Origin of the sequence: Aequorivita soesokkakensis (genome assembly GCF_001641085.1) — a bacterium.
Taxonomy (GTDB): domain Bacteria; phylum Bacteroidota; class Bacteroidia; order Flavobacteriales; family Flavobacteriaceae; genus Aequorivita; species Aequorivita soesokkakensis.
Genome location: NZ_LXIE01000050.1, coordinates 83,816 through 109,378, shown reverse-complemented (window position 1 = coordinate 109,378; position 25,563 = coordinate 83,816). Strand labels below are relative to the sequence as shown.

The 25,563-nt window shown below is 37.7% G+C and carries 18 protein-coding genes; 5 read left to right on the top strand and 13 right to left on the bottom strand.

Annotation, left to right across the window (positions count from 1 at the left end; all coding sequences use genetic code 11):
* Positions 1–226: 226 nt before the first annotated feature.
* Entirely contained in the window at positions 227–3,787 is a 3,561-nt protein-coding gene (locus tag A7A78_RS14195; RefSeq protein ID WP_068763129.1) for a T9SS type A sorting domain-containing protein, read from the bottom strand.
* Between the two features lie 72 nt (positions 3,788–3,859).
* Positions 3,860–4,489 (bottom strand): hypothetical protein, encoded by a 630-nt coding sequence (locus A7A78_RS14190; protein WP_068763128.1) that lies wholly within the window; start codon positions 4,487–4,489, stop codon positions 3,860–3,862.
* A 475-nt stretch (positions 4,490–4,964) separates the two neighbouring features.
* Between A7A78_RS14190 and A7A78_RS14185 the strand changes: the two genes are divergently transcribed.
* Entirely contained in the window at positions 4,965–6,722 is a 1,758-nt protein-coding gene (locus A7A78_RS14185) for a T9SS type A sorting domain-containing protein (RefSeq protein WP_068763127.1), read from the top strand.
* Positions 6,723–6,804: 82 nt separating this feature from the next.
* On the opposite strand, the gene A7A78_RS14180 is transcribed toward A7A78_RS14185, so the two are convergent.
* Positions 6,805–7,851 carry an RluA family pseudouridine synthase gene (locus A7A78_RS14180; protein ID WP_068763126.1) on the bottom strand — a complete coding sequence of 349 codons (1,047 nt, stop codon included), beginning with the start codon at positions 7,849–7,851 and terminating at the stop codon, positions 6,805–6,807.
* A complete protein-coding gene (locus A7A78_RS14175; RefSeq protein WP_068763125.1) occupies positions 7,838–8,470 on the bottom strand; it encodes a PASTA domain-containing protein in 633 nt (210 codons plus the stop codon). The genes A7A78_RS14180 and A7A78_RS14175 overlap by 14 nt, the downstream gene beginning before the upstream one ends.
* A 110-nt stretch (positions 8,471–8,580) precedes the next feature.
* Here A7A78_RS14175 and A7A78_RS14170 point away from each other — a divergent pair, with 110 nt between their 5' ends.
* From A7A78_RS14170 to A7A78_RS14155, 4 genes are all read left to right on the top strand, one after another.
* Complete coding sequence (locus A7A78_RS14170) at positions 8,581–9,558, top strand: D-alanine--D-alanine ligase (protein WP_068763124.1); 978 nt, start codon at positions 8,581–8,583, stop codon at positions 9,556–9,558.
* Positions 9,559–9,649: 91 nt separating this feature from the next.
* Entirely contained in the window at positions 9,650–10,768 is a 1,119-nt protein-coding gene (lpxB, locus tag A7A78_RS14165) for a lipid-A-disaccharide synthase (RefSeq protein WP_068763123.1), read from the top strand.
* Positions 10,769–10,812: 44 nt separating this feature from the next.
* A complete protein-coding gene (locus A7A78_RS14160; protein WP_068763122.1) occupies positions 10,813–11,388 on the top strand; it encodes a C40 family peptidase in 576 nt (191 codons plus the stop codon).
* Positions 11,389–11,468: 80 nt separating this feature from the next.
* On the top strand, positions 11,469–13,493 hold the full coding sequence (locus A7A78_RS14155) for a ComEC/Rec2 family competence protein (protein ID WP_068763121.1): 2,025 nt from the start codon (positions 11,469–11,471) through the stop codon (positions 13,491–13,493).
* Between the two features lie 27 nt (positions 13,494–13,520).
* Here the strand turns inward: A7A78_RS14155 and A7A78_RS14150 are convergent, their stop codons facing one another.
* The 9 genes from A7A78_RS14150 to carA form a co-directional block, all read right to left on the bottom strand.
* Positions 13,521–14,054 carry a thioredoxin family protein gene (locus A7A78_RS14150; protein WP_068763120.1) on the bottom strand — a complete coding sequence of 178 codons (534 nt, stop codon included), beginning with the start codon at positions 14,052–14,054 and terminating at the stop codon, positions 13,521–13,523.
* 85 nt (positions 14,055–14,139) lie between these two features.
* Positions 14,140–15,924: a peptide MFS transporter gene (locus A7A78_RS14145; RefSeq protein WP_068763119.1), complete on the bottom strand. Its 1,785-nt coding sequence runs from the start codon at positions 15,922–15,924 to the stop codon at positions 14,140–14,142.
* Positions 15,925–15,960: 36 nt separating this feature from the next.
* On the bottom strand, positions 15,961–17,364 hold the full coding sequence (locus tag A7A78_RS14140) for a peptide MFS transporter (RefSeq protein WP_068763118.1): 1,404 nt from the start codon (positions 17,362–17,364) through the stop codon (positions 15,961–15,963).
* A 28-nt stretch (positions 17,365–17,392) separates the two neighbouring features.
* Complete coding sequence (locus A7A78_RS14135; protein WP_068763117.1) at positions 17,393–19,582, bottom strand: S9 family peptidase; 2,190 nt, start codon at positions 19,580–19,582, stop codon at positions 17,393–17,395.
* 117 nt (positions 19,583–19,699) lie between these two features.
* Entirely contained in the window at positions 19,700–20,500 is an 801-nt protein-coding gene (locus A7A78_RS14130) for a transporter (RefSeq protein ID WP_068763116.1), read from the bottom strand.
* A 79-nt stretch (positions 20,501–20,579) separates the two neighbouring features.
* The gene (locus A7A78_RS14125) at positions 20,580–21,494 is read right to left on the bottom strand and encodes a dimethylarginine dimethylaminohydrolase family protein (protein WP_068763115.1); all 915 of its coding nucleotides are present in this window, start codon (positions 21,492–21,494) and stop codon (positions 20,580–20,582) included.
* A gap of 62 nt (positions 21,495–21,556) precedes the next feature.
* A complete protein-coding gene (locus tag A7A78_RS14120; RefSeq protein WP_068763114.1) occupies positions 21,557–22,843 on the bottom strand; it encodes a citrate synthase in 1,287 nt (428 codons plus the stop codon).
* 181 nt (positions 22,844–23,024) lie between these two features.
* On the bottom strand, positions 23,025–24,311 hold the full coding sequence (gene eno / locus A7A78_RS14115) for a phosphopyruvate hydratase (protein ID WP_068763113.1): 1,287 nt from the start codon (positions 24,309–24,311) through the stop codon (positions 23,025–23,027).
* An 89-nt stretch (positions 24,312–24,400) separates the two neighbouring features.
* Positions 24,401–25,522 (bottom strand): glutamine-hydrolyzing carbamoyl-phosphate synthase small subunit, encoded by a 1,122-nt coding sequence (gene carA, locus A7A78_RS14110; protein WP_068763112.1) that lies wholly within the window; start codon positions 25,520–25,522, stop codon positions 24,401–24,403.
* Between the last annotated feature and the right edge of the window lie 41 nt (positions 25,523–25,563).

Here is a 25,563-nt window from a genome sequence, read left to right as displayed (position 1 = left end):
ATAAAGACGATAAATATGTAACAGAAGTACATAGATTTATCAAACGGTAAATATAGAATGATTGGTCATTTATACTGCCCGAACGTTACTGAAAAGCGGAACTTTAACTTTTTGTTAAGAGTAGATATTACATTGGTACAATCCCTACTCAGGTATAGTGTAGTTAAAACTTTTTTTTAATAATTCTATTATTTTTAAAATTTCTAAAACCCCAAGAGTAAATAACCTATTCTTTTATAACTCTTCTTACCCCAATATTTCCGTTATCATCCATTACTCGAAGGATATAAATACCCGAAATTAGATTATGTAAATTAATTGTGTTTGAATTTCTTGACTCAATAAGTAATTGTCCCAAATTTGAAAATAATTGCACGGATGAAATTTTGTTCTTACTGTTCAAGTACAAAATATTTTTCGCAGGATTGGGATATACCGCAAATTGAAAAGGAGCGGATGAATCTTCCGTTCCTAGAAATTCTATTATTTCAGTCGAAACTCTATTTGTTTCAATCCCTGGATTAAAATCGAAAAATATATTGGCTTTATTATAAAAAATATCACCAAGCACTACATTTGGCTTGGGCTTTATTTTATAGGAAATATACCCGTGCGATGCTGGTTCATTATGGATGCTGTCCGGCAAATTAATATTGTCAAAAATAAAGGCCAGATCGTTTTCATTTCGAATTTCCACGCGGGTTGAATGACTTATTGCCTCTAATTTTAAAGTAGTCCAGTCCAACTTTTCATCAAATCTATTTTTTACAACCACATTTTGTGCCGAAGCGGTACCAGTGTTTTGAAACCTGATTATATAATGCAAATAGTCATTAGCTTCTTCCAGATAAATACTTTCCCCTTCCAACACAGCAATGTCATTTGGATCGTAAGCTCCTATAACGGTTTGGTTAAAAGTAAAAACGTTATCTTCTGCTGTTGTATCTATGGAAGTTGGTTCAATGGTAGTCCTAAAACTTAAAACATCACCTATATTGGTTGTTGGTATTGTATAAACCTGAAAATGCATCTCAATAGAACGACTTTCAAAAGGGTTAAGTTCTAAATAATCAAAAGTAATCGCCTCTGAAGTTTGCGAGGAAACTGGTTCACTAGCATTCGAAAATTCCATTTTTGAGCCATCAAATTCAATAGTAATTACATCACTTAATACGGTAGTTCCAACATTATTAAAATTAACTATATAACTAGCACCAAATCCAGGTCGCGCCGAATTTAATGGATACATCGTTATATTAACATCATTAACGGTCTGATTGGCAGCAACACAAAAGTCTGCAACAACAACATTGTTTACACCTGCAAACTGATTAATATGAGATTCTGGATCTGAACTAAAATAGGATGGTAAAGAAACTATCTCTGTTGTATATTCACCTTCCTGCATGGGATATATTTGATAATATCCATTAGCGAAAGTAAAAGTTGCCAAAGTTTCGGTGTTGTTTGATGTAGTAACCATAACATTCCCTATCGGTAAATCCGATGGAGAACAACCATTTGCGTCGATATCCAAAGTAACGTCTCCTTGTATTCTATTATTTGAAAGACCTATATTTTCAAGCCAAGAAACTCCCTTGGCAGGAACTCCATCTGAAGAAAGTATAATATCAAAATCCCCATCGTTATCTAAATCTGCTGGAAAGGCGCTATTAGGATCAGGAGTCGTATCAGTAATTATGTTTTTGGTTCCAAAATCACCTTCGCCATCCAGGTTTTCATACCAAATTAAATTTGAATTCTCATCTGATGCTACCAATACATCATTATCACCATCATTATCAATATCTACTATTCTTAAATCATTCGCACCCCTTACGTCAATACTTCCAGAGATTCTTTGCAAGGGCCCAAAAGTCCCCATTCCATCAAGATGCTCCAACCATTCAATTTCAGTAATATCATGTGCAACCAAGATATCCAAATCGCCATCGCCATCAATATCTCCTGTAGTTAGACGTCCTCCTGTATTATTGTTAATAAATACTGGACTACCAAAGGTTCCTTGTCCATCTGTATTCTCTATCCAAGCAATTTTTGCACTACCACTGGCTTTAGAGTACATTAAATCAACATCCATATCCCCATCCAAATCAGTAAGATGTAGAGACCCTATCTGCGATTGCACAAAGGTTAAATTCTCTGGCGCTGCAAAACCTCCTGACCCATTATTTTCAAGATAAACGATATAGGTTAGACTTGAATTAATAGATTTTATGTAAATAATATCCATATCGCCATCACTATCAATATCACTTGCTTGGGGGGTTGACAAAACATTCACATTGATGGTTATATTATTTTCTGCTCCAAAATTACCTCCACCTAGATTTTCCATCCAAATAAAATTATTTCCTTGTCCAGCGGCTATATCTATAAGCCCATCCCCATTAAAATCACTTGCTACATAGCCAAGATAAAAATGATTTTTAATCAAATGTTGCGAACTTAACGTTCCAGCACCATCTAGGTTTTCATGCCACACAAGAGCCTGATCAACCAAATATAGTACATCTAAATCTCCATCGCCATCTACATCTATTGCCTGTGCTTGTTTAGGGTGAGAAAAGAATTTCGAAATTACCTGTTCTGAATCAAAGCTACCTTGGTTATCAAGCTTTTTATACCATACCAAACATGGCTCAAAAGCAGCGCTTTTTGTAATATCTTTTTTTCCGTCCCCATCAAGATCAGCTACCAATATTCCTGTAGTATCAAGATCAGGTCTGGCAATATCTAGTAAGCTTCCAAAAGTACCTTCGCCATCCGTATTTTCAAACCAAGCAATACGGTCAGGATCTCCAGCTTCCAAACCAGCACTTGCAATATCCAAATCTCCATCTTCATCCATATCTGTCACTTCCAAATTCATATATCTATTTCGCTGATAACGCTGGTCAACTAAGTGATTTTCAAAAGTGGCTTGACCATCCGTGTTTTCAACCCACCATATTTCGTGATTTGTAAAAAATAGAATATCGCTATCTCCATCGTCGTCCAAATCACTTGTATATATTTTTGAATAAACCGAATAATTGGGTTCAGAAGCAAAATCATAGAGCAAAGTAGGAGTTCCAAATGTACCCTGCCCATCTAAATTTTCGTACCAATTTATGTGAATGTAATTGTCTATTGTTGATGATGTGTTGGATATCACATCCATATCACCATCTCCATCCAAATCCGCCGTAGCAATAGCCATACTGCCCCATGCATCTGTATCTATTGTACGTAAGTTTCCAAAACTACCAGCACCATCCAAATTCTCAAACCATTTTATATTGTATTCAGCACTTATTAAGATATCCAAATCACCGTCTCCATCTATATCGCTAGCAGCAGCAGTTCGCAAATAACTTAAATCTGAAGAAATAATCCGTTGAGAGCCAAAGCCAGCCGTTCCATCGCGATTTTCATACCATGCTAAAGTTTGATTGTTTTTTGAGGCAGATATTAAATCCAAGTCTCCGTCATTGTCAACATCTGCTGCAATAAGCGATACAACTGCCTTGGCATTTTCGGTAATTATTTTAATATCCCCAAAAGTCCCCAATCCATCAATATTTTCCTGCCACGCAATCCGGTCACCACTTGATGCTCCAGAAACTAAGTCTAAATCACCATCATCATCTACGTCTATAGCTACTGTACAGCTAATGTAAAAAACACTAAAAGTATTATCAATGATTAGGTGATTAAGAAAATCAGTTTGCGCACTGGCAAAAAAAGAGGTAAGCAGGGTTAGGGTGAGTAGTAGGTGTTTCATATTTTTAATTATCAGTTATCGGTTGTCGGTTAGCGGTTAGCGGTTATCAGTTTTCGGTTTCTGGTTTAAAAGTTATTCCAAACACTCGTTATTGTATAACTCCACTACTTTTGGAAGTTCAGATCTTTTAAAACCTTTTTTATTTATGAATTCCATGGCAGGCGCACATTCGGCGAAATAAACCTTTGCTTTCCGCTCATATTTTGGCCCTGTTCCTGTTCCGGACCTATGTAGTTCAAAGGGTTCTTCATCTCCCGTTTGCACATAGATTGAAAAAATATCATTTACATCTCCACTTTTAACCAATAACTGGCATTCGCCATCTTCAACTACATAATATTCTTCGTAACGCTTCTTATCTTTTATGTATTTAATGCCGATATAATTATAAATTAATTGCCTGCCTACGGTCAATTTCCCTTTTACATGAATTTTTTTAATATCATCAATACTAACAAGGTCAGATTTATCTTTATATTCTTGGAGTAGTTTACCAGCTCCAAATCCCATAATTGTTGTTTTTCTTTTCCAATATTCCTTAAAATATCTTAGGGAATCTCTTTCAACAATAAGGTCCTCAGTTGCCATTTCAAATTGATCGCCATTTTTCATTTCGATAATACCATATTGGCTATGCGCGTTAAAACTTAAAAGGGCAAAAACTAGCAATATAATAAAGTTAATTGATTGTGTTTTTTTCATAATTGTGTGGAGTTGAAATGGGTAGAATTCTTTTTAAAGCATTTGTCAAACGTTAACAAAACGTGGAGCAATATATAAAAAACTTTTTTATAAAAAAGCAAATAGGTTCCCCGCCCCCAAAGGAGAAGCGTCTTCGAAGAAAATGAGAACGGAACTCCAAAAAAAACAGACCAACTGATAATTCAATTATTGTAATAATTTCTTATTACTTCCAAACCTGAAAACCAAACAAATTAAAAAATAGATTAGTGCATTATATCACAATAATCAACAATTTAAAGCATGTATATAGCATAATTATAGTATATATATAGCGTGTTTATAGCTTATTTTATAAATATTAAATCCATTACTTCAATATTAAACCCTTCATCCTATACTGCTAAAAATTTCCAAGTAAGTTTTCTGGCCACATGTATTACCTTTTGATAACCCAACATTTATCGATAGCTTTATAAAAATAAATTGAAAACTTATGAAAAAGAAAACCACTCTCCTATTCTCTTTATTTATCGGAATAGTATCAACAACAATTGCCCAAGAATTAGGCAAAAAGGCTAACCTAAATGAAGACGGAACTATCTCAGCAGAAACAATACCGCTTCCAACAAATGATTACAGCCCAAAAAAAACGCAAGTATTCGATATGCTTTGGCGTTACGGCGAACCAGCACATCCTAATTTCAAAAATAGTCGCGGAGCAACTTTAGCCGATATAGATAATGATGGCGTTGATGAAATACTTTATGGAATTTGGAATACCCTTTATGCCTTTAAAGGCAATGGCGACTTACTTTGGGAAAAAGCCGTAAGCGGCACAATATTACTCCCACCAACTGTTGCAGATCTGGATGGAAATGGTTCACTTGAAATAGTGCTGAATACAGGCGGTGTACCAAATGCAGGCAGGATATATTTAATGGATAATCTGGGGAATGACCTTGCAGGCTGGCCATTAAACTTTGACAATCACTGGATGATCAACGCACCTGCTGTGGCAGATCTAAACGGCGATGGCATTTTGGATATTATTACGGGGGAACGCGTGGGAAGCGCGCAGGGTTTTGTCCATGCTATTAAAATGGATGCTACACCTATAAATGCCAACTGGCCTGTTGAAGTTGCAGCAACCCCTGCTTTCACTCCTTCTATTGCTGACATGGACAACGACGGCAACCTCGATGTGGTTATAGCTGCCTCTTCAGCAGGAATGTATATTTTTGATAACCAAGGGCAAGTATTTCCAGGTTTTCCAGTTTTTGACCCTACAGTAAGTTATTCCTACCAATCCCCAATCCTCGCTGATCTTGATGGGGATGACGACTTGGAAATTATAGGAAGCAACCACGGTGATAATCCTGGTTTCTATGTTATGGAACACGATGGCAACTACAGATCCGGATGGCCCATACCGCTGGGAGGCTGGACCTATTCCCCACCAACAGTTTTGGATATAAATGACGACGGTACATTTGAAATTTTTATGTCAGACCGCAATACTAGCGGAACCCCTGGCGTAGAATTGCCTGTTATTTATGCCCTTGATCCAGATGGCAACAACATACCCAATTTCCCGATAGAAAAATATGGCGGCACCGAAGGTGTACTTTCCATTGCCGATGTTAATGACGATGGTGTCTTGGATATTATTTTTCCAAGTGTTTTAACCGATGCCGCTGGTGAAGGCTTTATACATGCCTATTCGTTAGACGGCTCCGGTGAAATAGCTGGATTTCCTTTACGTCCTCACGGTTTTACCTTCTTGAACGGAGCCGTTTTAGGCGATGTAGACGATGATGGAATGTTAGATCTTACGGCAAATAGTTACACTTTAACTTTTGGCTCCGGAATAGATTCTACTTTTGTAAATGTTTACAACCTTAATGTTCCATACAATCCCGATACCATAAAACGCAACGGTTATAAAGGCGACAATACTCGCGATGGATTCGTAGAGTTGGATCCAATAGCTGGAGTATCAGATTTTATAGCATCGCCTACAATAAAAATATTCCCTAATCCTTCGGAAGGAATATTGTCATTTAAAATTTCGGAAACGATTCAAAATGCAAAAATGAAAATTTATAGTATTGACGGAAAAGTTGTTTTTTCTGAAGAAAGAAATCTTGAAATTTCAAATAGCTATAATTTAAAACATTTAAATAGCGGTCTCTATTTCGTAACCATTTCTGATGGTGAGCATACTTCTACTGCTAAATGGGTGAAGAATTAAAATAGAATAATAAATTGTCCGGTCGAGCAACCCGTCCTGAGCACAGTCGAAAGGCAGTCGAGACCTCCGCTCGACTTGGCAATTATTCAATTACATGCTGCGAATAATTTCGCCATTTCTCCAAACACGCTTCCATATCCTCTGGAATGGGGCATTCAAAGCGCATAAAATCTCCAGTAGTTGGATGCACAAAACCCAAAGTACGGGCGTGTAAAGCTTGACGTGGCAATACTTTAAAACAGTTTTCAACAAACTGCTTGTATTTGCTAAAAGTTGTGCCTTTCAATATTTTTTCGCCGCCATAACGCTCGTCGTTAAAAAGGGTGTGCCCAATGTATTTCATATGCACCCGAATTTGATGTGTACGTCCCGTTTCCAATCTACAAGACACCAAAGTAACATAACTCAATCGTTCCAAAACTTTATAGTGTGTAACCGCTGGTTTTCCTCTTTCCTCTTCATCGTTTTCGTAAACAGTGTTTTGCAAACGGTTTTTTGGATGGCGGCCTATGTTGCCTTCAATCGTTCCTTCTTCCTCTTCCACATTTCCCCAAACCAAAGCCACATATTCGCGCTCCGTGCTTTTATCAAAAAACTGCTTGGCGAGATGTGTCATCGCTTCCTCAGTCTTTGCAACAACCAATAATCCACTGGTATCTTTGTCTATTCTGTGAACTAAACCTGGTCTATTACTTGAATTATTCGGAAGGTTTTCAAAATGATACGTCAACGCATTTATAAGTGTTCCGCTGTAATTTCCATGCCCAGGATGTACCACCATTCCCGCAGGCTTGTTCACTACGAGTACAGCATCGTCTTCATAAACTATGTCGAGAGGAATATTTTCAGGAACAAGCAGAAATTCATACGGAGGATGCTCAAAAAGCACCGTCACCACATCATTGCCTTTAACTTTGTAGTTGGATTTTACGGGAACGCCATTTACGTAGATATTTCCCGCAGTAGCGGCTTTTTGTATTTTGTTGCGCGTGGCCTTTTCAATGAGGTTCATCAGGTATTTATCTACCCTAAGCGCGCCCTGCCCTTTGTCTGCCTTAAAGCGGTAATGCTCATAAAGGTCATCACTACCGTCAGTATCTTCAATTTCCTCCTCTTTAAAATTCGCCATTGTTCTCTTCTTCATTTTGAACAGGAGCATCTTGGTTTTCTTCGGAAGGTTCTTCTTCAGATTGAATTCTGTTCAATGATTCATCACCCACAATCAAATCTATTATAGAAGTCTTTTGAAGCGGGGTGCCAGGTTCAAGTTTTTCGCCTTTGTAGCGCAATTCCAAAACGTTGTCGCTAATATGCGGGCGGTAACTTATTTTTCCAATAACAAAACCCATCGCCAAAAGTGTTGGCTCAGCTTGGCGACGCGTGCGGCCCAACACATCGGGCACTTCAATTTTGCGGTAGCCTGAAGGGTTTAATGTTAAATATAGTTTTCGGTCTTCTTTTACAAATTTGCCGGGCTTCGGAATTTGGTCAATTACGGAATATTTTGGAAAATCTGGATTGTAGTTTGCAGAATCCAGGATTTCATAGCGAAGGTCCATTTCGTCCAACTTCTCCTCTACTTTGTCCAATGACATCTTGGCGAGATTTGGCACTTCAATCTTTTCGTTGTGATTTGTAGTTATGCGTAACCACCATAAAATTAAAAAAGTCAAAACAAGTAATGCAACAATAGCGATTAGTAATTGCTTCAAAAATGCTTTGGAAAATACGAACTGGAAAAAAGTCATACGTTTCTTTGTTAATGCACAAAAATATAAAACCCAAAGTTAGTATCTTTCTATGGATAAGTGATATTTTTGTTTTGTGAGTTATTTAACGTAGGTTTTAATGATTTGTTATGGGAAAAAAACATATTGCCGTGGCTATGGGCGGCTATTCCAGCGAGTTTGAGATTTCGCTAAACAGCGGCGAAGTGGTTTGCAACGCCCTCGATAAAAATAAATATGAAGTGTATCCAGTCCATATTTTGGAGGAAGGCTGGTATTTTGTTGCTAAAAACGGCACAAAACATCCCGTAAACAAAGCAGATTTTAGCTTTAATAACGGCACGGAAACCATTCGCCCCGATGTTATTTTTAATACCATACACGGGACGCCCGGTGAGGATGGCTATTTGCAAGCCTATTGGGAATTGCTGAAAATTCCGCATACCAGTACGGATTATTACCAAGCGGCGCTGAGTTTTAACAAACGTGATTGTCTTTCGGTTTTAAAGAATTTTGGGGTTCGGGCTGCAAATTCGTATTATGTGAATGAAGGCACGGAAATTAATTTGGAAGAAATTGTAAAGAAAACCGGCCTGCCCTGTTTTGTAAAACCAAACCGTTCCGGCTCCAGTTTTGGCGTGAGCAAAGTTCACGAAATGGAAGAACTGATGCCCGCCATTGAAAATGCCTTTAAGGAAGATTCTGAAATTATAATTGAAACAGCCCTTGTTGGTGTTGAAGTTTCGGTTGGAGTTTATAATAAAGGCGAAGAAATAATCGCGCTTCCGGTTACCGAAATTGTTTCCGAAAATGACTTTTTTGATTACGAAGCAAAATATTTAGGGAAATCACAGGAAATTACTCCTGCAAGAATTTCCGAGGAAGAGACCGAAATGGTACAAAAAGAAGCCGTCCGTATTTACAAATTGCTGAATATGAAAGGCATCACCCGTAGCGAATTTATTATTGAAAAAGGAAAACCCTATTTTCTTGAGATTAATACCAATCCCGGTCTTTCCACAGAAAGCATCGTTCCCAAACAAGCCCGAGAGGCTGGAATGACATTGACGGAATTTTTTGATATTCTTATTCAAAATGTAATAAAATAGTTTCTTGTTTCAAGTTTCTAGTTTCTGGTTATTATCAGGAACCACAACTTTAAACTTTAAACTTATAACTTTAAACATATAACATTTCAAAATGAAATACTACCTCATAGCAGGCGAAGCTTCCGGCGATTTGCACGGAGCCAATTTAATGAAAGCGCTAAAAAAGGAAGATGCCAAGGCTGACTTCCGTTTTTGGGGCGGCGATTTGATGAAGGCTGTTGGAGGAGTTGAGGTAAAACATTATCGCGAGCTAGCTTTTATGGGCTTTGCTGAAGTGGTCATGAATCTTGGCACCATTCTGAAAAACATAAAACTGTGTAAAAAGGACATTGAAACATACAATCCAGATGTTCTCATTTTTATAGATTACCCCGGCTTCAATTTCCGGATTATGAAATGGGCACGCAACAAAGGCTATAAAACACATTATTATATTTCCCCACAAATCTGGGCCTGGAAGGAAGGTCGCATCAAAGACATAAAACGCGATGTGGACGAGATGTATGTCATCCTTCCTTTTGAAAAGGATTTTTACGAAAAGAAACACGAATTTCCCGTACATTTTGTGGGTCATCCGTTGATTGATGCCATCTATAGCCAAAAGCAAGTTGACCCAGAAACTTTCAAAAAAGAAAACGGATTGGATAATCGGCCAGTTGTGGCACTACTTCCCGGCAGCCGAAAACAAGAAATAAAAAAAATGCTGGAAATAATGATTTCCGTAGCAAAGGATTTTAAGGATTATCAGTTTGTGATTGCGGGTGCACCAAGTCAGGAAAAATCGTTCTACGAAACATTTCTCAGCACCAAAAACGTGCATTTTGTAACCAATAAAACCTACGATCTTTTGAGCATTTCAGACGCTGCTTTGGTTACATCGGGCACGGCCACTTTGGAAACCGCATTGTTTAAAGTGCCGCAAGTGGTTTGTTATAAAGGCAGCAAAATCAGTTATGAAATTGCAAAAAGGGTTATTAAATTGGATTATATTTCATTAGTGAATTTAATTCTCGACAAAGAGGTAGTTACTGAGTTAATTCAAAATGATTTTAATACAAAACGTTTAAAGGAAGAACTAACCAAAATTTTGGATCCCTACAAAAGAGCCACAATGTTTTTGGACTATTACGATTTGGAAAAAGCCCTTGGCGGACGGGGCGCGAGTGAAAACACCGCAAAACTAATTCATTCCGCAATCAAGCCCAAGTAAAGATTTTTCTTTACTTTTAAGCATTAATCTGCTATTCCCTATTGATGAAAAAAATACTCTTTTTTACCCTTTTTGCTTTTTTCCTAGTTTCCTGTGGGAGCACAAAAAATACAGGAAAAGTTCCGGAAGCCATTATAGGAAAGGAAACTCCAAAAACACAAAACACTAAAAAAGAAAGAACAAAAAGCAATAAACAAGTAATTGCAAAAGAGGAAGAACCTGAAAAAGAAGACGCCAAAGACGTTCGGGAAACCATTATAGATTACGCAAAATCTTTTCAGGGAACACGTTATAAATTTGGTGGCACCACAAGTGCAGGAATGGATTGCTCAGGTTTGGTTTACACCGCTTTTCAAAAAGAAAACATCACTTTGCCGCGAATATCGCGCGATATGGCAAAAAAGGGAATTCTTGTTTCCTTTAAGGATATTGAAAAGGGCGATCTGGTTTTTTTCAAAACAAGTTCAAGAAATGCAATTACACACGTAGGTTTGGTGGTTGAAGCCAAAAGAGGCGAGGTGAAATTTATCCACTCCACAACACAGGCCGGCGTTATTATTTCGTCTTTAGATGAAGCTTATTGGAAAAAGGCATTTGTTGAAGTGCGACGGATTATTTAGTTTCTTTAAAGAATTTTCCTTAATTTTAAGTAATTCTATTCTCCCCAATACATTTTAGGTTTCACTTAAAATTTGGGGGTATGAAATTCATAAACTTCACTGTCGTAAAGTTTTCCGTTTTTCTGGTTTTGGGAATTCTCACTTCGCACTACTTCCCTCTTTCCGTTTTTTCTTTGCCCTTTCTTTTAATTGTTTTCTTTCTTGTTTTTATCCTTTGGATTTGGACACGAAACCAGCTTTTTCAACAAGTTCACTTCGGAATTGCGATTTATTTCTGCTTCTTCTGTATTGGTTATTTCAGCTATCAAATGCGGTTGCCGCGATTTCAAGATAATCATTATTCAAATATTATTTCTGAAGAATCTGCTGCATTGGTTCAATTGAAAATTACGCAGAACTTAAAACCAGACAAGTTCAATTTTAAATATTTTGCAAAAGTGAATGCCGTAAACGGGGAAAAAGCAAACGGCAAAATATTGCTGAACATTACAAAGGATTCCTTGCAGAAAAAAATTTCACCGGATGAGATTTTATTGGTTTACGCTCCAATCTCCGAAATCCCACAACCGCTGAACCCGCACCAATTCAACTATTCAAAATACATGCAATCCCTTGGGGTTTATGGTCAAATGCGAATTTCAGAAAAGAAAATTTTAAAGTCCAAAATGGGCAAACAAACGTTTCTTGGGGCAGCACAGAATTTTCGGGCGGGAATAGTTGAAAAGCTGCAAAAAACAAAATTGAAAACCGACGAACGCGCCATAATTCAAGCGTTGATTTTAGGCGAAAAGAAAGACGTTGATAAAAATCTTTACAACGAATACGCCGCTGCGGGAGCCGTCCATATTTTGGCAGTGTCGGGGCTGCACGTGGGTATTCTGTTTTTCATACTAACATTTCTTTTGAACCCTCTTAAAAGATGGAAATATGGAATATATCTTCAATCTGCGGTAATTGTTTTACTGCTGTGGGGTTTCGCATTGCTTTCGGGTTTATCGCCTTCCGTAACGCGGGCCGTAACTATGTTTATCTTTTTTGCAATGGCAGGAATTTTTAAAAGGGAAACGAATTCCATAAATACCTTGTTTCTTTCGTTTTTAACGCTTTTGGTCATCAATCCCCTTTGGCTTTTTCAAGTTGGGTTTCAGTTGAGTTATTTAGCTGTGTTTTTTATTGTTTGGCTTCAACCCATTTTCTATAAAGTTGGTTATTCAAAATATCGGATCATTCGTAAAATTTGGATGATTTTGTCTGTAACCATCTGTGCCCAAATTGGCGTTTTGCCTTTGACTCTCTATTATTTCCATCAGTTTCCCGGGTTGTTTTTGTTGACCAATATTGTGATACTTCCCTTTTTAACAATTTTGATGGGCGGCGGAATACTGATAGTTGTTTTAGCTTCTTTAGAAATCCTTCCAAATTGGCTTGCGGAAAGCTATAATTTTCTGATTGAAGGGTTGAATGGCTTTATTCATTGGGTTGCCGTGCAGGATGAATTTCTTTTTAAAGACATACACTTTTCTGCATTAAAGGTTTTGGCTGCCTATCTTTTGATAATTGCATTGGCACTATTTCTGAAAAAAATGAATTATCGCCGTTTAGTAGTATCGTTATTGTCCATTTCCGCGTTTATAGCAATTTACATTTATGATGAATTCCGAACTTCAGCGAACCAATTTATCGTTTTTCAGAAAAGCAAACAGACCTTGATTGGCTATAAAAATGGAACGAATTTTACGGTTTTTAAAAACGACTCAACTAATAACATTTCCGAAGAATATCCTATAAAATCATTCCGAAGCGCAAATAATATTGAAAATTATTCCGAAGAAAAAATTCCAAAAATATTTCAATATAAGAACAAAAACATTTTAGTTTTGGATAGTTTGGGAATTTATCCGAAGCGAAAAAGCATCCACACACTTTTACTGACCAACAGCCCAAAAGTGAACCTCAACCGAATTATTGACAGCTTAAAACCGAAGCAGATTGTCGCAGATGGAAGCAACTATTTTACCTATGTGAAACGCTGGGAAAAGACGTGTAAATTAAAAAAGCTCCCGTTTTGCCATACTGCAAAACAAGGAGCTTTCTCAATAGAATAGCCCGAATATGAAACCGAAAATGCTATTCTAAAATGTGGGTTTAAAATTTTTCTGGTATTCTTCCCACGCCTCTGCGGTTGTTATTTCCAAATAATCATCACTGTGGATCATTTTTAGGAAAATCTCAAGTTGCTGTGGCGTTCTGTAGCCAGGAACAGCTTGAATGAGGTCTCCATTCTCTTTGAAGAAAACAACACTTGGATAGGCATTTACCTTTAAGGCGTGCGCGAACAGATGCTGTGAGTTTCTGCCTTTTCTTGCCGGATCATAATTGGGATTGGTATAAACAAAATCTTGATAGTTTACCTCCTCAGTCCCCTCCGCGTTGAATTTAACAGCGTAATAATTTTTGTTTATATATTCAATAACCTCTTTATCGCTAAAGGTATTTTTATCGAGCATTTTGCAGGGGCCGCACCAAGTGGTGTAAACGTCCATAAAAATCTTTTTGGGTTCTTTTTTTTGCGCCGCAATGGCTTCGTTCATCGTCATCCAGTTAATTTCTTGGGAATTGATTGTAGCTGCGGAAAAAACAAAAAGGAGAAGTAGAAAATATTTCATTGTAATTTTTTTTAGTTTTCAGGATTTTTGAAACAAAAAGCGTTCCATAAAAAAGGAACGCTTTTGTAGTATAAAGTATTGTGTATTAACGGATGCCGTGCATTAATTTTTTTAGAACAGGATTTAACACCATTGCAATTATCCCCACAACAATAGGTATTAATGTGAAAATTAAAAAGAATGTCCCTAAGGAATATTTAGCGGAAATTTCATCAATCATACCTCCCATTGTGTTTGCTGCTTTTTGACCCACTGCAATGGCTAAATACCATACTCCAAACATGAAACCAATCATTCTTGCTGGCACCAATTTACTTAAATAAGAAAGTCCAACCGGTGAGATGCAAAGCTCGCCCATTGTGTGGAGCAAATAAGCCAAAATCAAAAATATCATGCTCACAGAAGCAGTCATTGCTCCCGAAGGAATGTCGGAAGCACCATAGGACAATACCGCAAAGCCAAGCCCTAGAAGTATTAACCCTATTCCATATTTCATTCCAGCGCTCGGATTGTACTTACTCTCCCACCATCTTGAAAATAAAGGTGCCAATGTAATAATAAAGAACGAATTCAAAATACCAAACCAAGTTGCGTCAACTTCATTTCCTTCCTGTGAAAATTTATCGTACAGTCTATAAAGCACCAATCCCCAAACACCAATAAAGGCTATTGCCAGCACAATATTGGAGGCTCCAATTCTATTGAAAGTTTTCTTGAAAAGAAGAAAGATTACCCAAGTAATTATTATCAACGGAACTGTAGTTAAAAGTGCATCCACAACTTTAAAAATCATTGCAGAATTTCCTACCAAAGTCCTGTCGGTATAATCCCTTGCGAATAATGTCATTGAACCCAACGATTGTTCAAAAAACGAAAAGAAGAAAACGGTAAAAAGTCCGAAGATTGAAACAGCTATAATCCTGTCGCGAACTATTGGCAAATATCTAGCTATACGTGTTATTAATAATATTAAGAACAAAACCAAGGCTGTTAAAACAACTACATTAGTACCGCTTAAACCACCAACTTCAAAAGGGACTAACGATGTTCCGCCTATTTTTTCCAATGGATCATTAAAAAGATACAACAAACCACCAACTGAGGATAGCACTACCAAAATTTTATCAAAAGTGGTAAATGGGTTTAATTTTGTTGGCACCACTTCCTCTTCACGTAGTTCAGGTCTTTCTTCATTAATGTTTTGTGGAATTTCTACCTCGTGAATTTTTGAAGGTTTTGCACCAATATTTCCAAATAGTTTTCCCGCCAGCAAAAACTGAAGCATTCCCAAAAACATAAAAATACCTGCCAAACCAAAGCCCCAAGACCAGCCATAATTTTCGGCTAAATAACCACAAAGCATCATTCCGAAAAATGCTCCAGCATTCACACCCATATAAAATATGGTATAAGCTCCATCTTTTTTGGATTCCTTGCCTTTGTACATTTCAGAAATAATAGACGTAATATTCGGCTTAAAAAAACCTGTTCCTATCACCAAAAGGGCAAGCCCCAAATAAAAAGAAGCAGTTGTTTCCAACGCCATAGAGGCGTGGCCCAATGTCATTACAACACATCCAATAACCACCGCCATACGATAACCCGTAATTTTATCGGCTATCCACCCTCCAATAATTGGAGTTAAATAGAGCAAGGAAGCATAAGTACCTATTAAAGCTAACGCGTTTTCACGTGGCCATTCCCAACCTGGATTGTCACTTAAAATTGGAGCCGTTAAGAATAGTACCAAAAGGATTCGCATTCCGTAGAAGGAAAAGCGCTCCCACATTTCAGTAAAGAAAAGGATAAAAAGCCCCGCGGGATGCCCTAAAACTTTGTCCTTAAACAGATTTTCTATATCGGTGTTCATTTGTTTATGCTTTGGTTAAATTGAATTTTTGAAAAATTAGTTTCCTTTAGTATGGTCTGGATCTGCCAATTCGAATCCTTCGTTTTCAAGAATTTCGCGCTCGTTATCTTCTGCCCCATGTGTAAGATTCTCTAGTTTCTTTCTTACCAATAATACCAATAAGCCGAATACTACACAGAAAACTGCAATTCCAGTAAACACTGTATATTCACCTAAATCTGAAGCAGATTCTCCAAGCAGTCCAGCTACTTTATTTCCAAAACCAGTCATTGCAAAATAAACACCCATCATTAAGGAAGCATATTTTAAAGGAGCCAATTTTGTAATGTATGAAAGTGCTACCGGCGACAAACATAATTCACCAACAGTGTGGAACAAATAAGCAGCTACTAACCAATACATTGCAGAAGCGCCATCTGCATTGTACTGTGCAGCGGCTCCTGTCATAAAAAAGAAGCCAGTTCCCATTATAATTAAGCCAATACACATTTTGAAAAGTGAGGTTGATATTTTTCCTTTCAACTTTCTATGTGCCCAATAAGCAGCAACACTTGTCCCTAAAATGATTATGAAAAGTGCATTTAAAGATTGGAACCAAGAAGCTGGCACCTCCCACCCCATCAACATTCTATTGGTTTTTTCTGAAGCATAAATGTTCATTAAACCTCCTGCCTGTTCAAAAGCGCCCCAGAATACAATCACCAAAATGAAAGAAATGAACAATACAATCATTCTATCTTTTTCAATTTTTGATAGCGGTCTTTTCATTGCCGCTTTTTCTTCCGGATCAATCGATTTATTGGTATTGTTACCTACATACTTCAAATGTTTTTGTCCTACCAAATATTGAATTAAACCCAACAACATTCCTATTGCAGCAAGACCAAAACCGTAATGCCAGCCGTAAACTTCGCCTACATAACCTACTATCAAACTTGATAAAAATGCACCAACGTTTATACCTATATAGAATATTGTAAAACCTTTGTCTCTTCTAATATCTCCAGGCTTATAAAGACCTCCAACCATAGTTGAAATATTCGGTTTTAGCATTCCAACTCCCGCTATGATCAGTCCAAGACCTGTGTAAAATGCCCACATTTGTTCCACTGAAAGAATTCCGTGGCCCAGAACAAGTAAAATCCCACCAACAAGTACGGACTGTTTTTGTCCTAAAAATTTATCGGCAATCCAACCTCCGGGAATAGAAGCCACATAAACCAACATCGTATAAGTCCCGTAAAGTGAAAGCGCATCACCATTGGTCCAACCTAAGCCTGGGTTACCGCTTGTTGCTTCTGCCACTAAGTAAAGTACCAAAATGGCGCGCATTCCGTAATAGGAAAAACGTTCCCACATTTCTGTGAAAAACAATATGTAAAGACCTACAGGGTGGCCAAATAATTCCTTTTGTTTTTGATATTGAAGTGCTTCTGACATATGATTAATTATTAGTTAGATTTAATTTTTATAAATTCTTTTTGATGAAATCGGTCATTAAAGTATAAAGATGCAGACGGGTGTTGCCACCATAAATACCGTGGTTTTTATCGGGATATATTCTCCAATCAAACTGTTTGTTGGCTTGCACCAAGGCTTCAATTAAACGCATGGTATTTTGAACGTGAACATTATCATCGGCACTTCCGTGAACCAACAAAAATTTTCCTTTCAATTTATCTACGTGCGAAATTGGTGAGTTATTATCATAACCTGAAGGGTTTTCCTGCGGCGTTTGCATATACCTTTCGGTATAAATACTGTCATAAAACCTCCAGCTGGTTACAGGCGCAACGGCGATGGCCATTTCAAAAGTATCGGCACCTTGAAATAGACAGTTTGAGGACATAAACCCGCCGTAGCTCCAGCCCCAGATACCTGTTCTGGAAGCATCAATATACGGTAGTTCGCTTAGTTTTTTTGCGATGGCTATTTGGTCCTGCACTTCATACTTGCCCATTTCCTTTTGGGTCATTTTTTTGAAATCCCTTCCTTTAAAACCTGTTCCGCGGCCATCAACACAGGCAATAATAATTTGCTCCTCATTGGCAAGCATTTGGTGCCACCAATCATTTGAACCCATCCAACTATTGGAAACGTTCTGCGAACCGGGACCAGAGTACTGATAAAGAAAAAGTGGATATTGCTTGGTTTCATCAAAGTCCAAAGGTTTTATCATATACATATTCAAATCCTCGCCGTTGATGTTTATGGTAGAAAATTCCTTTGGTGAAATTTTATAGGAAGCCAATCGGTTTTTTAGATTGTTGTTATTCTTTATTTCGCGGATTATTTTTCCAGTTTTAGCTTCATTTAGCGTGAATAAATAAGGTGTATTTACATCAGAAAAAGAACCGATATAATAGGTGTAGTCCGCACTGAAATCGGCATCATTCGTTCCCGTTTTTTGGGATAAGCGGACTTTATTTTTTCCCGAAGGCAGTATGGAATATACATCGCGGTTGATGCTTCCATTTTCGGTACTTTGATAGTAAACCCGCCCCGTATTTTGATCAAAACCGTAATATGCGGTCACCTCCCACGGACCTTTTGTTACTTGGTTCAAAAGTTTTCCGTCTTTATCGTATTGGTATATATGGTTCCAGCCATCTTTCTCACTGGTCCAAAAGAAGCTGTTGTTGTTCAGAAAAGTTAGATTATCCGTAACGTCAACATACGCAGCATCCTTTTCCTCTAAAATTAGTTTTGAAGTATTGTTGGAAGCATCCACAAAAACCAAATCCAAAATATTTTGATGGCGATTGGTAAGTTGAACGCTTAGCTGATTGTTGTCTTGCGTCCAAAGCAAGCGTGGAATGTAATAGCTGTTGTATTTTGAAAGATTTACTTCGGAAGTTTTTCCGCTGGAAAGATCATAAAGCTGCAAGGAAACTTTGGAATTGTTCTCCCCTGCTTTCGGATATTTGAAGGTATTGGGATATGGATAAAGATTTTGGCCATAAACATCCATCGTAAACTCTGGCACTTCGGTTTCGTCAAATTTTATATATGCCAGTTTATCGCCATTTAAGCTCCATTCAAAAGCACGCACAAAGGCGAATTCTTCTTCGTAAACCCAATCGGTAATACCATTAATAATACTGTTCTTTTTACCATCTGTGGTTATTTGCTGGGTTTCGCCAGAATTTAGGTCTTTTATATAAAGATTGTTTTGAAAACCATAAGCCATTTTACTGCCATCGTTACTGAAGGTTGGCTCCTGTATTTTATTGGTTGAAACGAGGCTGAAATTCTTGGTTTTTAAATCGTAAACGTAATAGGTGCCAAGTGAAGAACGGCGGTATATTTGCTCCAGTTCAGTTGAAAAAAGGATTTTGGTTTCGTCTTTGTTGAATTCATAGGAAATTACGTAATCTATTCCCTTTAAATCCTTACTGTTTAAAAGTGTTCGTACTTTTTCACCACTTTTATAATCATACACATCTACAGTGGAAACTTTGTTTTGCCCATCATAGTTTAAAACGGCATATTCCTTACCATTGTTCATAGAATGTAGCACGTCAAGCCTTTCAATTCTAAAAACATTGGAGCCCGGTTTCCAAATATCTTCTAAGGTTATGTTTTTTTGTTGGGCGGTAAGCGGGGAAAAAACTGCTAAAAACAGTACTAAAAAAGACAGGGAGAATAATTTTTTCAAAGTGTTAAAATTTTGTTACGCCAAGTTTACTAATTTTTTGTGAAAGTGCGGGCGGATTTTTTGTTAAATAAGCCTTTGAACCGTCATTTAATAGGAATAACAAATAGTTACAATGCCTTACAAATTGTACACTATTGACAAACCGTAAGCTGGCCCTTGGAAGGTATTTCTTCCACTTAAAATATAGGAAAGATTTATTGCGGCTCCAAAGTTTTCAGAAAGAGTGCGATAGAGCGTTCCACCAACTTTGTGATAGTCAACGCCAAGCTCCTTGAAGTTTTGCGGACGGGGAGTCCCTCTGTAATCAATTCCGCCAAAAGAATGCTGATAATCATAAAAAGCATCGTAATACCAATTGCCGGCTGCCTTTCCTGCTTTGAAGGTTATGGGAATGCTATTTGGGGTTTCCTCAAATTTAAAAGAGAAACCGCTTTGCAAGGTCGCAAACCAACCAGAGCTCCATTTGTAATGTGCCATTACCCGGGTTTCAATAATTGTTGCTTGTTGGCCTATATCATTCAACCCCCCAACATTATAATTTGAAAGAGGTGTTGAAAACCCAGCGCCCAAACTAAATTCAAGATTTCCGATTTCAGAAGCAGATTTAAAAAAACGATATTTCAACATTAAGGAAACATCCTGAAAATCACTTTCATTATTACTACTTAAATAAGGAATTGAAACATTCACATCAAGATTATCTGTAATTCCATAAGCACTGTAAAGATTTATATAATAAAGACTTCGACTTAAATCGATTTTTTCTGTCCCAGCAAAGTAACTTTTGGGATCCTCAAAACCAACCCCCAAAACCACGGAAGTGTTGCCTTTTCCTTTGTAAAATCCGTCAATTTTACCCTGTGAAAAGCTGTCAGAAAAAATAAATAGCGAAAAAATAAGAGTGGTTAGAGTTTTCATCGGAAGGTTTTAAAAGGATTATTTACAATACTTACGTAAATAATAGCTTTTTGGTCGACCGAAAAGAAAAGAAATTACATTAATCCCTAATAAGAGGCATAGTTGTACAACGAAGTAAACCTTCCTGTTTGGAGATTTCGGCATAGGGAACTTCTTCAACCGTAAAGCCTTGTTCGCGTAGCCAAGTGTTTAATCTTGTAAAGTTTTTTTCTGAAATAACAACATCGGGGGAAATAGAGAAAATATTACTGTTCATATTATACATTTCGTTTTTTGTAATATGAAAACAATTTTCCTTTCCGAAGAAATCAATAAGCCATTGATATTCTTCTTCAATCAAAAAACCTTCTTTGTGGATGATTGCCTTGCCTCTTCCCAAAGGCTGAAAACAACAATCCAAATGCAATGCGTTTTCATCGGCAACGGAATTACTTTTCCGAAGACTGAATGATTTCACTTTTTTATGCGGAAACAATTTTTGAAGATGTTTTACGGCTTTCATATTTGTGCGTGCCGTAATAAAACTTGGATAATCTTCGCCGTAATAGGTACCCACAAAAATGTAGTCACCCCATGGCATTACATCGCCACCTTCAATATGTGCATTTTCGGGAAATTCTATTACTTTCGAGGGATCAATTTGGTTTATTACATGCTCAATGGCTTCAATTTCCATAGAACGGTCATCGAGAATATTGGCGATTATAAATTTATCCTCAATCACAAAAGCAATATCTCTCGAAAAAATTTGATTGTAATCTTTTATGGAATGCGGCCTATAAACTTTTACATCATACTTTTTAAAAACTTCAGCAACGGCCTCCATTTCGGCAACCATATCTTCATCCTTTGGATATGTACCAGCTTTTATATGCTCTGCAGATTTTGGATCGTAAGCGTCTTCAAGTTTTGGCACGGGGCCATTGCTATCGGCCCTACCCAATATTACAGCACGCAATGGTGAAATTTCGTCGTTGATATTTAAATTGATCATATAGCAAATATAAAAAAAGCACCTCGATACCGAAGTGCTTTCAAATATATTAAAAATTGTTTTTATCTTTTTTCTACAGACACAAAGCTCCTTAGGGTTTCGCCAGTATAAATTTGACGAGGACGGCCTATTGGTTCTTTGTTTAAACGCATTTCTCTCCATTGTGCAATCCAACCCGGCAAACGCCCTAAAGCGAACATTGGCGTAAACATTTCAACTGGAATTCCTAATGCGCGATAAATGATTCCTGAATAGAAATCTACGTTTGGATATAATTTTCTGTCCACGAAATATGGATCTTCCAAAGCTTCTTTCTCCAATGCTTTTGCAATGTCTAAAATTTCGTCTTCAATACCCAAATTCTCTAAAACATCATCTGCAGCCTTTTTAATGATTTTTGCGCGTGGGTCAAAGTTTTTATAGACTCTGTGCCCAAAGCCCATCAATCGGAAAGGATCGTCCTTGTCTTTTGCTTTGGCCATAAATTTTTTGGTATCGCCACCGTCTTCCTTAATAGCTTCAAGCATTTCAATAACCGCTTGGTTTGCCCCTCCGTGAAGTGGCCCCCAAAGCGCTGCAATTCCTGCAGAAATTGAAACAAAAAGACCAGCGTGTGATGATCCAACAATTCGCACAGTTGACGTAGAACAGTTCTGTTCGTGGTCTGCATGAAGAATCAACAATTTATCCAAAGCCTCTAAAACAGTTTCGTTTGTAGTGTACTCTCCGCTTGGTTTTTTGAACATCATTTTTAGGAAGTTATCCACGTATCCTAAAGAATCTCCGCCGTAATCCAACGGAAGTCCCATACGTTTTCTATATGTCCAAGCAGTCAAAACCGGGAATTTTCCAAGGATTTTCACAATAGCTTTATACATATCTTCCTCGCTATCCACATTTACGGACGAAGGATTGAAAGCCACCAAAGCCGAAGTCAAAGAAGACAGAACGCCCATTGGGTGTGCGGCTTTTGGAAAACCGTCCAAAATTCTTTTTACATCTTCATCAACATGTGATTGTGCTTTTATGTCTGTATGGAATTTTTCTAATTGGGTTTTGGTGGGCAATTCACCAAAAATAAGAAGGTAACAAACCTCCAAGAAATGTGCTTTTTCAGCAAGTTCCTCGATGGCATATCCACGGTAACGAAGTATTCCTTTTTCACCATCCAGAAAAGTGATCGCACTTTCGCAAGCACCTGTGTTTTTATATCCTGGATCTAGTGTAACAACACCCTTAGTGTCGCTACGAAGACTCTTTATATCTATCCCTAATTCGTTTTCAGTTCCCTCTACAATTGGAAACTCGTATTTTTTACCATCTATCTCGAGGGTCGCCATCTTTGCCATAAAATATAGTGTGTTTTTTTAATTTATTCAGAAATGCTAAATTACAAAATCTCAAGCAATTTTTTTAACATTTCTAAGTAATCTTAGGTTAAAAAATCCTTAAATCATCGGTTATACAGCCTATTTTTGGAATATAAAAAAACCTCGCTATTTGCGAGGTTTTCAATTCATTCATTAAATGCTATATTTTGAAAGCATTTCGCTGCGGAAAATAGGCAACTTCGCCTAATTGTTCCTCTATTCTTAGCAATTGATTGTATTTTGCCATTCGGTCACTTCTTGAAGCCGAACCTGTTTTTATTTGACCACAGTTAAGCGCAACGGCAAGGTCTGCAATAGTGTTGTCTTCGGTTTCCCCACTTCGGTGGCTCATCACGGAAGTATATCCCGCGTTATGTGCCATATTTACTGCAGCGATAGTTTCGGTCAAGGTGCCAATTTGATTCACTTTTATAAGGATTGAGTTGGCTATTTTTTCTGAAATACCTCTTGAAAGCCTTTCCACGTTTGTAACAAACAAATCGTCTCCGACCAATTGAACTTTATCACCAATCTTTTCGGTCAAGTATTTCCAGCCTTCCCAATCGTTTTCATCCATTCCGTCTTCAATTGAAATGATTGGATATTTTTTACACAATTCAGCTAAATAATCAGCCTGCTCTTTTGAAGTACGTACTTTTCCTTTTTCGCCTTCGAACTTTGTATAATCGTATTTTTTCTTCACATAGAATTCCGCTGCAGCACAATCCAAAGCAATCATTACATCATCGCCCAATTTGTAACCTGCTTTTTTGGTTGATTTTGCAATAGTATCCAAAGCATCCTCCGTTCCATCTAAAGTTGGGGCAAATCCGCCTTCGTCGCCAACAGCAGTACTCAACCCGCGATCGTGCAGTACTTTTTTAAGGTTATGAAAAATTTCAGAACCTATCTGCATTGCGTGCGTAAAGTTTTTCGCCTTTACAGGCATAACCATAAATTCCTGAAATGCGATAGGCGCATCACTGTGCGAACCGCCATTGATAATATTCATCATTGGTACGGGAAGCGTTTTTGCACTCACTCCACCTACGTAACGATACAATGGCATTCCAAGTTCGTTGGCAGCAGCTTTTGCCGCGGCCAAGGAAACTCCCAAAATTGCATTGGCACCAAGTTTCGATTTATTTTTGGTTCCATCCAAATCAATCATTGTTTTATCGATCAATTCCTGTTCAAAAACAGAGATTCCCAAAAGTGTTCCGGCAATTTTACCGTTTACGTTTTCCACAGCTTTTAAAACACCTTTCCCCATATAAGCTTTTCCCCCATCACGAAGTTCTACAGCTTCATGTTCGCCAGTTGATGCTCCGGAAGGAACTGCGGCCCGGCCCATAAAACCGTTTTCGGTGATTACGTCAACTTCAATTGTGGGATTTCCTCTGGAATCAAATATTTGTCTTGCGTTGATGTCGATGATGATGCTCATTGGTGAAAGTTAATAGTTAATAGTTACTGGTTAATAGTTATTTGAAAAGACCTCACAGGTTTTTAAAAACCTGTGAGGTCTGGAATATTTTATGCAGTTTGCAGTTTATGCTTTTCAATACTTTCAATGAATTGGTCAAAAAGATAAGATGCATCGTGCGGTCCCGGACTTGCTTCGGGATGATATTGTACTGAAAATGCTGGTTTGTTTTTCAGACGAATTCCGGCCGCAGTGTGGTCGTTTAGATGTTCGTGGGTTATTTCGATATCTGGGTTTGCCTCTGCCTCTTCCCTATTGATAGCGAAACCGTGGTTTTGGGAAGTGATTTCACCTTTACCACTGATCAAATTCATAACGGGATGGTTTATTCCGCGGTGGCCATTATGCATTTTATAGGTTGAAATTCCATTTGCCAAGGCTAACATTTGGTGGCCCAAACAGATTCCAAACATGGGCACTTCTTTATCCAAAATTGTTTTCACAACTTCTATTGCGCTGTGAAGTGGTTCCGGATCACCAGGGCCGTTGGATATAAAATAACCATCGGGATTAAAGGCTTCCATATCCGAAAAAGAAGCATTGTACGGAAATACCTTTATATAACAATCGCGCTCCGAAAGTCTGCGAAGAATATTTTTCTTAATACCCAAATCCAATGCTGATATTTTGTATTTGGCATTTTCGTTTCCGAAGAAATAGGGCTCCTTTGTGGAAACTTTTGAAGCGAGTTCCAAACCGTTCATGTCTGGAATTTCGGCCAGTTGTTTTTTCAAACCTTCAATATTGTCAACTTCTGTGGAAATTACAGCGTTCATTGCGCCATTGTCGCGGATGTAGCTTACTAACGCCCGAGTATCCACATCACTTATTGCGAGAAGATTATTTCTATTTAAAAATTCTTCCAAGGAATCATCAGCCGCTGGGCGGGAATAATGGTAGCTGAAATTTCGAACCACCAAGCCAGCAATTTTTATTCCTTCAGATTCTACTTCTTCTTTATTGGTACCGTAATTACCGATGTGGGCGTTTGTGGCAACCATAATCTGTCCGAAGTATGATGGATCCGTAAAAATTTCTTGATAACCGGTCATTCCGGTGTTAAAACAAACTTCGCCAAAGGCGGAGCCTTCTTTGTTTCCAACCGCTTTTCCGTAGAAAATGGTTCCATCTGCCAGTAAAATAAGTGCTTTTTTTCGTGTTTGGTATTTCATTATTTGAAGTGTTTCAAGTTTCTGGTTGCAAGTTTCAGGTT